Below are 13,520 nucleotides of genomic sequence, written 5' to 3'. Positions count from 1 at the left end.
TGTGTCGGCGTTTCTCTCAGGCTTTCCACACAGTTATCCACAGGCCGTGTTGCGAGTGTCGGAGGCCGTCCTTAGCGTGGTCTGCGGCTACCCGGGGGCGCAGGATCGCGCGCGTCTTCGTTGAAAGAGCGAACGATAGGAGGCCCCGACCCTATGTCGATCGCCGACATCTCCGAAGAGCGCATGGGCGGGCCCCGTGACAACGGCCGCAGCGACTACGAGCGAACGCCCCCTCACGACCTCCTCGCCGAGCAGAGCGCGCTCGGCGGCATGCTGCTCTCGAAGGATGCCGTGGCGGACGTCATCGAGACGCTCCGGGGCAGCGACTTCTACATCCCGAAGCACGAGCTCATCTTCGAGGCGATCCTCACCCTCTACTCGCACGGCGAGCCGACCGACGTCGTCGCCGTCACCGACGAGCTGATCAAGACCGGCGACCTGCAGCGTGCCGGCGGTGCGGACTACCTGCACACCCTGACCTCGATCGTCCCCACCGCGGCCAACGCCGGTTACTACGCGTCGATCGTGTCGGAGCGCGCGCTGCTGCGCCGGCTCGTCGAGGCTGGCACGCGCATCGTGCAGATGGGGTACTCGGGCCAAGGCGAGGCCCTCGACCTCGTCAACAACGCGCAGGCCGAGATCTACTCCGTCACCGGTGCCGAGCAGGCCGAGGACTACGTCCCCTTGACGATCGCCGTGGATGCCGCCGTCGAAGAGATCGAGGCCGCCCGCGGCCGGGACGGTCAGATGACCGGCATCCCCACCGGCTTCTCGGGTCTCGACCAGCTCACCAACGGCCTGCACCCCGGCCAGATGATCATCATCGCGGCGCGACCGGCGATGGGTAAGGCGCTCGCCCTCGACACTCCGCTGGCCACGCCGACGGGGTGGACCACGATGGGCGAGGTCAAGGTCGGCGACGAGCTGTACGACGCCGGCGGGCGACCGACGAAGGTGGTCGCCGCGACCGAGATCATGGAGGGTCGCCCCTGCTACGAGGTCGAGTTCTCGGATGGCTCGACGATCATCGCCGACGCCGAGCACCAGTGGGTCACCGAGACCCGGTCGGCCAGGCGCGGCGGTCGCGGTCCGGCTGTGATCACGACAGAGCAGATGCTGGCCACGCTGACCGTGGCGGCCGACGGACGTGCCAACCACTCCGTGCGCAACGCTCACGCGCTGCAGGCGCCCGAGGCCGATCTTCCTGTTGCTCCCTACGCACTGGGTGCCTGGCTGGGCGATGGCCACAGCGACGGCGCGCGGATGACGAGCGAGACGGACGAGATCCCGTCGCTCGTCGCGCGCAGCGGCGGTCTGCGGGTGGAGTCGCGCGGCGGGATGCTGTATTCGCTCCAGCTCCTCGAACGAGAAGCCCTCGTCCGCAACTGCGAGGTGTGCGGCGTCGAGTTCTTCGCGCGCCACCCGCACGTGCGCACGTGCGGTCGTACGTGCGGTCCGAAGAACAAGGGCGCGCATCCCGAACGGCTGTCGTGCCCCGACTGCGGCGAGCCGTTCTCGGGCGAGGCGCAGCAGTGCGCTGCGTGCTATCGCGACCACGGGTCGTTCACTGCCCTGTTGCGCAAGGCCGGAGTGCTCGGTGACAAGCATGTGCCGGCGGCGTACCTGCGTGCATCCGAGGCGCAGCGGCGTGAACTGCTCGCAGGGCTGCTCGACACCGACGGCACCGTCGTCAGGGGCGTCGGTTCGTGCCAGTTCGCCGTCACGAGCAAGAAGCTCGCCGATTCGGTGTACGAGCTGATCGTCAGCCTCGGCTACCGGTGCGGCCGGACGACGAAGCGTGTGAACGGGCGTACCGAAGCGTCGTCGACCTGTTACATCCTGAACTTCTCGACGACGGATGACGTCTTCTGGCTGGAGCGCAAGCGTAACCTTCACCGGCAGGAGCGACCCGCGAACACACTGCGCACGGGCACTCGCTATGTGAAGGCGATCCGCCCGATCGCAAGCGTTCCCGTCCGATGCGTGCAGGTCGACAACGACGACCACCTGTACCTCGCGGGCACGTCGATGATCCCGACGCACAACTCGACGCTCGCACTCGACTTCGCGCGTTCGGCGGCCGTCAAGCACGACATGCCCACGATCTTCTTCTCACTCGAGATGGGGCGCAGCGAGATCGCCATGCGACTGCTGAGCGCCGAGGGTGCGATCCCGCTGCAGTCGATGCGCAAGGGCACGCTCGACTCCCGCGACTGGACGACGGTCGCCGCTACCCGAGGCCGCATCAACGACGCGCCGCTCTACATCGACGACAGCCCGAACATGACGCTCGTCGAGATCCGCGCCAAGTGCCGCCGCCTCAAGCAGCGCGCCGGCCTCAAGCTCGTCGTGATCGACTATCTGCAGCTGATGACGTCGGGAAAGCGCGTCGAGTCGCGTCAGCAAGAGGTCTCCGAGTTCTCGCGCGCGCTGAAGCTGCTCGCGAAAGAGCTCGGCGTTCCGGTCATCGCGCTGTCGCAGCTGAACCGTGGTGCCGAGCAGCGCGCCGACAAGAAGCCGGCGCTGTCCGACCTTCGTGAGTCGGGCTCGATCGAGCAGGACGCCGACATGGTGGTGCTGCTGCACCGCGAGGCCGCCTACGAGAAGGACTCGCCGCGTGCCGGCGAGGCCGACCTCATCGTCGCCAAGCACCGCAACGGCCCCACCGACACCATCACGGTCGCGTTCCAGGGTCATTTCTCGCGCTTCACCGACATGGCACCCGGCGACTTCGGGTAGTGTAGGGATTTTTCTGAGATGTCCATTTCGCGGGTGAAATGTCCACGCGGTGTCCAGATGGACATTTCGAGTCGTTGGGTCGCGCGTCTGTCCCAAGCCGTAATGGCATCTTGTGGGTTCCCGGCGATGATGGTGGAGGGCCGGTTAGCTGGCCCTCCGGGACGCTCCAGAGAATGCGGTGGGGCGCGGTGAGTGCCAGCTGGACTTTCGTTTCGACAGTCGCCAACCGCCGGTGTCTGGGGTCGCCGCTACTGTCTGGGGTTGACGCTGGGTCAGATGACAGTCAATCAACCGCCAATCTGTCGACCGCTTGAGCACTGGGAGGATGCGATCCATGGAGATCCTGGGGGATCAGTTCGAAGGCGCCGTATCGAACGTGTCAATCAGCGGGGAGAAGCGACAGCGTGCCATTGCGGCTCACACTGAGGTCAGAGAGCTGCTGGAGACGGATTCCGGTCTCAAGGAATGGGGTATCGACACGATCCTGATCGGGTCGTATGCGCGTGAGACCGGTCGCTACCCGGGGAAAGATGTCGATGTCTTTCTTCGTTTCAAGGCACTGTCGACGTCGTCCAATCCAACGACGATCTACGACCGGGTTGCGAAGGTCTTGATTGCTCACTACGGGCTAGTTGGGCAGGGTGGCCGGGTGACCCTGCAAGCGCGGAGCGTGAAGATCGACTTCGCGGCGCCGGGGTCGCAGGCTGACTTGGCGTTCAGCGTTGATGCTGTTCCCGCCGTCCCGTGGGGGGAGCATTGGGGGATCCCGACTCGGGACCGCGATTCCTGGTCGGAGCCGTCGACGCGATGGATCAAGACGAGTCCAGTGCTGTTCGCCGCGGAGACGGATGCGCTTTCGACGAGTGCATCGAGTCCGACGGTTGGAACTCGGAATGCGTACAAGCCGGTGGTGCGACTGTTGCGGCAGGTGCGCCACACACACCTGGCTGAAGCAAAGCCGGGCGGCTTGTATGTCGAGATCGCCGCGTACTACGCGTGGAAAGCTGGTCGCGTGGTCGGCGGTTCGTGGGCCGAATTGCTTGCCGGCTCGCTCCGCGAAGTCGCCACCGAGTTCGAACGGGCGGCAACGGCGGAGTTGTCCGACCCCATCCTGGGGACGCCGCTTCGTCCCGCACTATCCGAGGCTCAGTGGCATATCGCTTCGAAGCGATTCGTTCTACTGGCGTCCCGGGCCGAGCAAGCGCTCCGTGCAGATGCGTGCGCCGCGGCCGCGATCTGGCGAGAGATCCTTGGTTCGAATGACCGCGGCCAGGTGCTTCCCCTTCCGCCCGGTTGCGGAGCGGACGGGAGGCCGATCCTTGGCGTTGCGGCGGTGAGCGCGACGGGGCCGGCGCGGGCACGGGGCTTCGCTCGATCGCACGGGTGACTGCGTCGTGTCGGGGTCCTTCGTGTACGACCAGGCGGCGTTTGAGGCGTTTTGTGCGGAGTTGGTCCGCGCAGGATTCAGCCCCACGGTCGGCTCGGATGGGTGCCACTGGACGGGAGCGATTCCTGAGTCGCTCGAGCCGCTCACTGACGCGCGTGTGATGGAGATCGCGATCACCGACGGGTGGCCGGCAGTGGCAGCCAAGGCGTTCGTCCCGGGATTGATCGCTGATCACGTGCTGCCGAAATCGGGATACATCTGCCTGTGGGCCGACGACGATCCGGCGCAGATCCACGGGCAGACGTGGGCCGCGTTCTCCGCGCGTCTGGATCGTTGGGCCGCCAGTGCGCGGGACGGGTTCGAACTCGAGGACCGTGCGCTTGACTCGTGGGTCCTGTTCCCCGGGATCGCCGCTGTGCGCGCCGAGCTCGACTTGCCGGCACTTCTAGGGGCGCCTCGCAACGGTGACATCCATGTCGTCCACGGGAAGTCCAAAGCGACCCTTACTCTCACGAAGAACGCACGCGACGATCACCCGCTGGAGGGTGTGGTGATGTACCGCGACAGTGTCCGGGTGGCCCCCCGGTCGCTCGACGAATTCCGCGCCGCTCTTACGCGTCGGCAGCGGGACAATCTCAATCACGGTCTTGGGCGGCGCGACGGCGCGGCTCAAGGAGAGGCGAGCGGTGGATATGACTTCGCGGTTCTCGCTTGGCCGAAGTACGGGCAGTTCGAGGCGCTGGTGCTCTCCTTCGCTGGCGCCGGAGCGGAGCTGGGTGCGTCTCCGCACTCGACCTCTCCGAGTGATGTGGCTAGCCGCATTCGTCGCGCTGGGCCTGACGCCAGCATTCTGCAAGACAAGCGTGTACTCGTGGCCGGTGTGGGAGCGGTGGGCGGTCAGGTCGCGCTGTCGCTGGCGTGTAGCGGTGTCGGTGAGCTTCACCTTCGTGATGACGATGATCTCCGATCGGTGAACCTTGCCCGGCATGTCCTCGATGACTACCTCGTCGGCTACTCGAAGACCGTGGGAATGAGCGTGAGGATCGCGGGTCCTGCACCGTGGTGTCGGACGGTGGAGGGAGCAGCGCTTCCGTTGGCCCCGGAACAGGTTGCGATCATCATTCGAGGGTTCGACCTTGTGGTCGATTGCACGGGCATGTTCGCTGCAACTCTCGCGCTCGCCCGCGCATGCGAGCTGGAGAACGTTCCGCTTGTCTCGGTGTCGTTGCATCGTGGCGGCCGCCTGTTTCGCATCCAGCGGCAAACCCACGGGGACGTGCCGATTCTCCAGCGCACGAGCCCGGCGTTCCCGGCGATCCCTGCTGGTGACGACGAGGAGACGGAGGGATTCCTGGAGCTCGGCTGCACCGCCCCGGTACATAACGCGCCGCCGACTGCCGTCCTCCGAGCGGCCGCCGACGCAGCGCTCCTGGCGGTGGAACTCCTCACGGGTCGCGACACCGGCGCGCAGGACGTCGTCACCGTTCTCCATCCGATTGATGCCGCACCGTTCGATACGCGAGGCAGCTTCGTGTTTCCGGCGGCAGAGGAGTGGGATCATGAGCGGGCAAATGCGTAGCACGACGGTGCATGTCTCTGAGTCGGCCCTCGACACGATCCGCGCGGCGGCGACCTTGTCCCATCCGTTGGAGACCGGAGGGATCCTCGTCGGGGTCCACACCAGCCGGTACCCGTGGGTCACCCACGCCGTCGAATTTGCCACCGTCGAACGAGGGCATACCGCGTATCGCCTCCCCGCCGGCGTGACGCGACGAGCGGTGCGCCGGCTGCGCGATCTGGATCCGCGGGTGGGGTATCTCGGGGATTGGCACTCTCACCCGATGGATGTCCCCGCCAGCGCGACTGACAGGCTGACCACCGTTACGACAGCGGTCCGCACGATGCAGCCGACCTTGCTGCTGATCGCACGACGCGTCGAGGACCAGTACGCGATCGACCTGCACCTCGCGCGCGGTGTCCGGCTGCGGACGTGTGCCATCATCCCCACGGGCGATCTGCCCGTCCCGTCGACAGAGAACGAGCACACACATGGTTGAACCGTTCGACCTCGCCAAGGCCTACACGGCTAAGCAGGATCACATGCTCACCGGGCTCGGACTCATGCCCCAGTTCACCGATCATCCCGGGACGAAGGGCGACGCGACCGAGGAGCAGTGGACCAGCGTGCTCCGAGAGTTCCTTCCTCAGCGGTACGGCGTGGGGCCGATCTTCGCGATCGACTCCCTCGGGCAGCAGAGCGGGCAGATCGATATCGGCATCTACGATCGGCAGTACTCACCTCTGTTCTTCGAACAGGGGAATGTGAGCTTCGTGCCCGCGGAAAGCGTGTACGCCGTGTGCGAAGTGAAACCTCGCATGAACAAGGACAATCTCGATTACGCTCGGGACAAGGTCGCGAGCGTCCGGCGGCTTCACCGAACCTCAGCAGAAATCCGGCACGCCGGCGGCACCTACCCGCCACAGGACCCGGACACCAAGCCGATTCTGGGTGTCTTTCTCAGCACAGACCTCGACTGGAGCGACATCCGCGGCGCCGCAGGTGTCGGCGCAATCACAGAGACCGTGCCCACGGCGCTCGATCTCGGCATCGCCGTCCGTGGTGGCGCGTTCGACCGCACGGAGGGGCTTACCTACGCGACACCCGGGCAGGAGTTGATCTGGTTCGCCACACGTCTGTATCGCGCGCTCTCCCGCCTCGGCACGGCGTTGGCGATCGATCTGGACGCGTACTACTTGCCGTTGCAATCGCCGACCGGTTAGGAAGTTGCGCGGCGCGCCGCGGCCCACAAATTATCAATCCCGTTCGACCAGTCGACGTTCCGCCCTGTCGTAGACGTAGTTCGTGATCTCGCCGGACATGATCATCGTCGCGGCTTGGTTGATCACATCATAGGGAACGACGAACCACTCCGAGGGGTCGTAGTTCCGGCCCTTCTTATCGACCTGGGTGAGGTCCAGCCGTACCTCCGCAAAAACCCGGTGCAGAAGATGCTCGAGCCACGACGCCTTCACGTTGTAAAGCCGGTAGTCGGCCACAACCTTCACGGGGGCCATGAGGTAGGTCGGCGACTTCTCCGCGTTCTTGATGCGTTGCTCGACGCTCGTGGTCGAGAAGCCGATCTTGTGCAGATCCTTCATGTTCGCAACCAGAGGGTCGGTACTGAGCGACTGAAGAACGTAGATGTGTCCGGTTTCGACATCGCCGTCGAGGATGTCGTCAGCTGACGCTCCAGCTCGGACGAGCGCCCGCCCTGCCTGCTCGTGCAGCCGGATCGAGAGCGACTGCCGGTACAACGAGGACTCAGTCCCGTTCTCGAAGATCACACGGAGTCGCTGTTTCTGCTCGGCCTTGCCGCCGACGACCATTGACAGCGATTCGCCGACCTCGGCGACGAAGAGCAGCATGCCGTTGAGGGCGAAGAACCGGCCCTCCTGAATGGTGTGCACGCCTTTGAAGGGTGCCAGCGTGATCGTTCCCTCTTTCAGTTCGGCGTGCTTGGCGCGAAACAGGTGCTCGAAGCTCTCGAAGTCCTGCGCTTTCGTGCGCTTCGCCACAGAGTCGGGCGCGTCAGAACTCCGGCGGATTGGGAGGTCCGAAACGTCGAGGATGCCGCCGTCATCGCCCAGCAGGTCGTCAAGGTCGTCCCCCTCGAGGAGTTCGTCGATCGATGCCGGTGCTTGCGGCGCTTCGAGCAGACCGAACTCGTCGAGATGCTTGACGGCGGTCGCGCGTTCCTCACTGGCGAGGAAGCCGTCGAGTCTCGCACCGAGCTTGCGTTCGGCGATCTCGCGGGTGATCGAGCTCGGCACCCGGCCGTGGGCCCGGTAGAACTCCACGATCTCCAGGAATGCTCGCGCGAGGCGATCGGACGAGGTGACCTTTCGGGGCTTCTCCGGCGCATCGAGCAGGCCGTCAACGTCGGCGTCGAGAACCGCCTGGAAGTCGGTCAGGACGAAGTCGACGGGCCCGATGTTCTCATTCGTGCTCACGCTTCGGTCGCCGTCTCTGTTGCGCGCTTCTCGGCCTCGCGCTGTTGCTTGAGCTTCTGCAGGAACAGCAGGGCGGCCGCGAGACGCTTCTCGTTCGGGTCCTCAGCGCGCACGTCGGGACGGCGCCCGTTGACCTTCACCCAGGTTTGGATCTTCGGGAACAGCGCCAGCGCCTCTGCCTCGGTGAACTCGATCCGGGTGGCCGCGATCTGGTCCTGGATGATCCTCAGCACCGACGGCGTGACCGACTTCGACATGACCTCGAACGCGCGCTGGAACGGGTTCACCGAGTCGATGAGGTTGATGCTCAACTCGTCGATGTTCACGAACTTCTCCGCGAGCTTGATGAAGCGCTTGTCGCCGACTTCGCGCACCTCACCGGTCTTGATCACCGAATCGACGACCACCTGCTGACGCACCTGCTCGACCTCAGCTTCGCTGAGGTCCGGGTACTTCTCACGGATGATCTTCGGAATCAGTACCTTGTTCGTCGTCTCAGCATCCACCGAGCCGGCCGCGGCCTTCGCGAAGGTGTCGTCCTGCAGGATCGTCGCTTTTAGGTCGTTCAGGTCTGTCTCGACGATTTGCGTCACGCGCGCGGTGGAGGGCTCCTTGAAGCCCTTGACCTTTAGCTCTCCAGGCTTCTTCACATCGTCGCCGTCGAACTTCTTCGTCTTGAACTGGAAGTTCTGCGCGAGCACCTGCTCCATGAGCAGCGATGCGGTGATCGCCTTGAGCATGTTGTTCACCGACACCTTGACCTCGCCCTGCGAGGCATCCGGCTCAGCGATGAGGTTCGTGAACTGCGCGTGCGCCTTGCCGGGGCTGTCGCGCGTCACCCGCCCGATGATCTGGATGACCTCGGTGAGTGAGGCTCGGTACCCGACGGTCAGCGCGTGTTCGGCGAACGGCCAGTCAAAGCCCTCCTTCGCCATCCCGAGGGCGATGATCACGTCCACTGCGTCGCGGTCCTTCGAGGCCGTGTGCGCCAGGAAGTGGAGAGTGTCGCCTCGCTTCTTCTGGTCGGTGTCGTCGACGAGGTCCGCGACTCGCACGATCTCGCCGGTGTCGCCCCGGCGCACGCTGATGATGCCGGTGTCTTCGTCCTCGTTAACGACCTCGCCGATGGTGTCGAGGATATGGCCGACCTCCTCCAGCTTGTCCTTCGTAGACTCCCCGGAGTTGACGTTCGGGATATGCACGATGGTCTTCTTGTCGAGGTCGAGGACCTCGCCGATCGCGTCGGTGTACCGGCCCTGATAAAAGTGGTGACCGATACCGAGTGAGCGCAGGTGCTCGTACCCGTTGAGCTGGTCGTAGTAGTTGAACGTGACCGGCGTGAACTTCGCCTCATCTTCGGGCGAGAGCACGGGCACCGAGTCGCCGCGGAAGTACGAGCCCGTCATCGCGACGATGTGCGCGTCGGAGCCGTTCATCACGTCGCGCAGCAGCGCGCCCAGGCGCGAGCTCTCCGTGTCAGCGGAGACGTGGTGGAACTCGTCGATCGCGAGCACCGTGCCGTTGAAAGCGTCAGGCGCCAGCTTCTCGAACGCGAACCGCAGCGTCGCGTGCGTGCAGACCAGCGTCGCGTCGGAGCCCTCGAGGAACCTGAGGAACGCGTCGACCTTTCCGGCCGACGACCCCGCGTCGCAGAGGTTGTTCTCGTCCTTGATCTCCCAGTCGGCCCAGAAGCCATGCTTCGTCAGCGCCGTCGGAGCAAACGACGCGCCGATCGAGCGCTCAGGCACCGCGACGATGACCTTCCTGCGGTCCTGGTTGTACAGCTTGTCGAGCGCCACGAACATCAACGCGCGCGACTTGCCCGAAGCCGGCGGGGCCTTCACCAGCAGGTGCTGGGCGTCACGCTGCGCGAACACCCGCTGCTGCATCTCGCGCATGCCAAGCTTGTCGGTGTTCACCGACGCCTTGGTCTGCGCGTAGGTGACGTTGACGATGTTGACGGGCTTCTTGCTCGCGTTCACTTCCGGCTTCCTCTGGTCTTCTTCACCGGCGTCTTGACGGCCTCTGCGGCGGTCATGCGCTCGTACATCGCGAACAGATCGGAGAGCCGCTGCTCGTCGGTCTCGTACGGCTTTTTGGAGTAGATCGAGTCGACCAGTGCGTCGACCTCGGCGTGCGCCGCGCGCAGATCGTCGGGCATCTTGTCCGGATCGTAGAGCTCGGCGAGCGTATGGTCGCAGTGGTACTCGCGCACATCCAGCACGCGCAGCGCCGCGACCGTGAGCTTCTCCTTCACTGCGTCCGAGAGCGGCGGCACCGGGAAGTTGTTGTAGACAATTGTGTTCGAGTAGCGGTAGTCGGTCTTCATTCGGCCACCGATAGCTCTGGTCCAGACCATGTGCATCGAGGAGGTCAGCACGGCGAATGCCCACGGTTCTGCGTCGTACACAGCAAAAGCTGCATCCGAGATCACGGTGTCCGGCCCGAGAAAGCCCATGGGCATGTACGGTCGCCGTACGGATGACACCCGAGGAACGATGATCGAGTCTGTCGGCTTGTACGCCGGCTGCTTGAACTGCCAGGGCTTGGCGGCGAGCTCCTTCGTTGTCTCGTCGTTTCGGTCCGGACTGCTGCGAAACTCGGCTACTCGGTTCAGTCGCGGCAGCATCCCCTGGATCGACATTGCATGGTTGGCCTCGCGGGGCTCCACCCAAAGGCAGTATCGTTCCGCATCGTTGATGAACTCCGACGATCCCATGTACAGCTTCACAAACTGGACCGCTTCAGATGCGGTCGAAAGCAGCTCTGCCCGCCCTGCCGCATCCATGATGAGATGGCCGCCATCGGACGGCTGGGATCCGCGCACCATTCTCGGGAACCCAGCGGCGAGAGGAGCAGAGCGGCGTCCGAGGTAAACGCTTGGTCCGTCAGCCAGATATCCGTTGATGCTTGTAGCCGCGATCTGTAGACCGTCGGTGTAGATGTACTTCTCCGTCGTCGAGGCATTCCGAAGGCCTATCACAGCGACCGTCACGCCCGCGTTGCGCTTTGCGTTGTTCTCCCATTTGAAAGAGGTGTACGCGAACCCGATCTCGATACCACCGGACAGCACTGTCGGGAACATCAAACCCACGTGGTCACCTTGCGAGACTGAGTTCGTCGTCACGAAGGCGAGTCGTGCCCGTGACCCCCGAATGTAATCAGACCCCTTGACGAACCAGAGCGAAATGTAGTCGAGGTTCGCGGAGAAGGGCCTCGCGCCGAAGACCGACCTAAACTCGGCCTTCTGCTCCTTTGTCTGCATACTCGATCCGACGTACGGCGGGTTGCTGATGAGGTAGATCTCGCCGCCGTCGTTCGGGCAGACCTCGTTCCAGTCAACGCGGGTCGCGTTGCCGTGCTTGATCTGTCCGGTCTCCTTCAGCGGGATCAGTGGGATCGAGACGCCGAACTTGTCCTTGAACTCAGAGTTCATCTGGTGCTTGGCGATCCACAGCGACAGGATCGCGACCTCGACGGCGAAGTCGTCGATCTCAATGCCGAAGAAGTTCTCGATGTTGATCTTCGATTCCGCGAACAGTACGCGGTGCTTCTCGTTCAGCGCGGCGAGGCGCTCCAGAATCGCATGCTCCAGTCGGCGCAGCTCCTTGTACGCGATGACGAGGAAGTTTCCCGAGCCACATGCCGGGTCGAAGACCTTGATCGCGCTGATGCGCTCGAGGAGGGCTTCGAGCTTCTTCATCGAGTCATGGCCGGCATCCAGCTCGTCCTTGAGCGCATCGAGGAACAGTGGCTCGATCGTCTTCAGGATGTTCGGCACCGAGGTGTAATGCTGGCCGAGGTCGCTGCGCTTGCCGGGCGTGACGATCGCCTGGAACATCGAGCCGAAGATGTCGGGATTGATCTCACGCCAGATGAGCTTGCCAGCGTTGATCAGTTCGTCGCGGGCCACCTTCGTGAACTGAGGCACAACGAACCGGTTGTCCGCTCGGAAGAGCCGCCCGTTGACGTAGGGGAATGCCGCAACGTGGCTCGGCTTGCCTGCAGGACTCTCAGTGTCGAGCGCCAAGAACAGATCGGTGAGGAACTCGGCGGTGTCTGAGCCATCGGCCAATGTGTGCGATCCAACGGCATTCGTAAACTGGTTCTGCGCGAAGATCTCGGTGTCCTCGGCGAAAAAGCAGAACAGCAGACGCGTGAAGAAGAGGTTCAGCGCGTGTCGGCCGTGCGGCTCCTCCAACAGGCCCGGGTTGGCGTGGAGCAGCTCGTCAAACAACTTGCCCATACGCTCGGCGGCTTTGACGTCGGCGTGCGCCTCGGCGACGTACTGGGCCTTCTCCATGCCGGCCCATGGCAGGAAGAACGTGAAGTGCTGGTTGATCTCGCGGATCGGGAAGCCGATCGTCTCGCCGGTCTGGGTGTCGTGCGCGACGAGCTCGTCGTAGTCGGTGACGATGACGAAGCGCGTGCTGAAGCGCACCACATCGGGAGAGGTTTTTGACTCCTCGAGCACGGCGAGCGGGTCAGCGGTCGTCTCCTTGAAGTAGACGACCTTCTTCTGTGCGACCTCCGTCGCGGGGTTGGCGGCGACGTTCAGGTCTCCGTTGCGTAGCCGTGTGACGCTGCTTTGCGGCTTGCCGTACGCGAGCAGCAGGTCGAAGATGAACTCGCGGTCGTAGCTCTCGCGGCCAGCCAATGGTGCGACGCGCTCCTCGACGGCCTTGAGGTTGAGTCTCGCCATGACAACGTCCTGTTCTCGCACTGCTTTTCGACGGGCACAACCGCAGAACTGCACACTTCCGGAGCGGGGATCCGGGATCCCGACCCCTGTCTTCGATGTTATCGAGGGGCTCAGACGGGAGCTGATGCGTTGGCCGCCGAGTCCGAACTCCGCGTCGATAGGGTCACAAGTCGTCGAGATTGATCCCGAGCCGCTCCGCCACCTCGGACAGCGGTGTGCTCGGCCCGGCCGCGGAGCGTTCGCGAACGATGGTCGCGATCTCCGCTTCTTCTCGGCGAAGGTCTTCGAGCCAGGCATCGACGAGAGCCATCGGGATCGGTGCGAACGCGAAGGCATCAACCCCGACGTGGAACTGGTGACCGATCGGGCCGTTCTCGCGATCGTGGGTGTGTCCATGCAGTAGCGGGAGTCCCCGGTCGACGGGTCGATGCGAGACATGGCGATCATCGCTCTGGGTGTCTCCGAAGTAGGGGTAGTGCGACGCCAGCATGCAGGTTCCCACGCGGGTTCCGGACACGACTTCGGGGAGGATTGTCCAGCCGGCCTCCTCATACTGAATCGCCCTGGGTTTCGTTCCGTTCTTGAAGTAAGGATGGAACACGATGAATCAGAAGTACTCGGCGGAGATGCGTGAGCGCGCGTTGCGGATGCTGGATGAGGCCAAGCCCGATCACGCGAACC

9 protein-coding genes are annotated in these 13,520 nt (G+C 64.1%); 5 read left to right on the top strand and 4 right to left on the bottom strand.

Going from position 1 to position 13,520, the window contains the following annotated elements:
- Positions 1 to 153 precede the first annotated feature (153 nt).
- The 5 genes from dnaB to IF188_RS17125 all read left to right on the top strand — a co-directional run bounded on the left by dnaB (position 154) and on the right by IF188_RS17125 (position 6,907).
- A complete protein-coding gene (gene dnaB / locus IF188_RS17145; RefSeq protein WP_224752069.1) occupies positions 154 to 2,739 on the top strand; it encodes a replicative DNA helicase in 2,586 nt (861 codons plus the stop codon).
- Between the two features lie 334 nt (positions 2,740 to 3,073).
- Positions 3,074 to 4,126: a nucleotidyltransferase domain-containing protein gene (locus IF188_RS17140; protein ID WP_191173025.1), complete on the top strand. Its 1,053-nt coding sequence runs from the start codon at positions 3,074 to 3,076 to the stop codon at positions 4,124 to 4,126.
- Positions 4,127 to 4,286: 160 nt separating this feature from the next.
- Entirely contained in the window at positions 4,287 to 5,705 is a 1,419-nt protein-coding gene (locus IF188_RS17135; protein WP_191173024.1) for a HesA/MoeB/ThiF family protein, read from the top strand.
- Positions 5,686 to 6,183 carry a Mov34/MPN/PAD-1 family protein gene (locus IF188_RS17130; RefSeq protein ID WP_191173023.1) on the top strand — a complete coding sequence of 166 codons (498 nt, stop codon included), beginning with the start codon at positions 5,686 to 5,688 and terminating at the stop codon, positions 6,181 to 6,183. Before IF188_RS17135 ends, IF188_RS17130 begins: the two co-directional genes overlap by 20 nt.
- Positions 6,176 to 6,907 (top strand): DUF6602 domain-containing protein, encoded by a 732-nt coding sequence (locus IF188_RS17125; protein ID WP_191173022.1) that lies wholly within the window; start codon positions 6,176 to 6,178, stop codon positions 6,905 to 6,907. Before IF188_RS17130 ends, IF188_RS17125 begins: the two co-directional genes overlap by 8 nt.
- Before the next feature lie 33 nt (positions 6,908 to 6,940).
- On the opposite strand, the gene IF188_RS17120 is transcribed toward IF188_RS17125, so the two are convergent.
- The 4 genes from IF188_RS17120 to IF188_RS17105 all read right to left on the bottom strand — a co-directional run bounded on the left by IF188_RS17120 (position 6,941) and on the right by IF188_RS17105 (position 13,440).
- Positions 6,941 to 8,137, bottom strand: a complete 1,197-nt coding sequence (locus IF188_RS17120) for a GIY-YIG nuclease family protein (RefSeq protein WP_318152921.1) — start codon at positions 8,135 to 8,137, stop codon at positions 6,941 to 6,943.
- Positions 8,134 to 10,119, bottom strand: coding sequence for a DEAD/DEAH box helicase (locus tag IF188_RS17115; RefSeq protein ID WP_191173021.1), 1,986 nt, complete (start codon positions 10,117 to 10,119; stop codon positions 8,134 to 8,136). The genes IF188_RS17120 and IF188_RS17115 overlap by 4 nt, the downstream gene beginning before the upstream one ends.
- Entirely contained in the window at positions 10,116 to 12,839 is a 2,724-nt protein-coding gene (locus tag IF188_RS17110) for a DNA methyltransferase (RefSeq protein ID WP_191173020.1), read from the bottom strand. The genes IF188_RS17115 and IF188_RS17110 overlap by 4 nt, the downstream gene beginning before the upstream one ends.
- A gap of 163 nt (positions 12,840 to 13,002) precedes the next feature.
- Entirely contained in the window at positions 13,003 to 13,440 is a 438-nt protein-coding gene (locus IF188_RS17105; RefSeq protein ID WP_191173019.1) for a metallophosphoesterase family protein, read from the bottom strand.
- Positions 13,441 to 13,520 lie beyond the last annotated feature (80 nt).

It is taken from the genome of Microbacterium helvum, from assembly GCF_014779795.1.
Lineage (GTDB): Bacteria > Actinomycetota > Actinomycetes > Actinomycetales > Microbacteriaceae > Microbacterium > Microbacterium helvum.
Note: the sequence above shows the minus strand (reverse complement) of the source record. Positions and strands in the feature narration are given on the sequence as shown.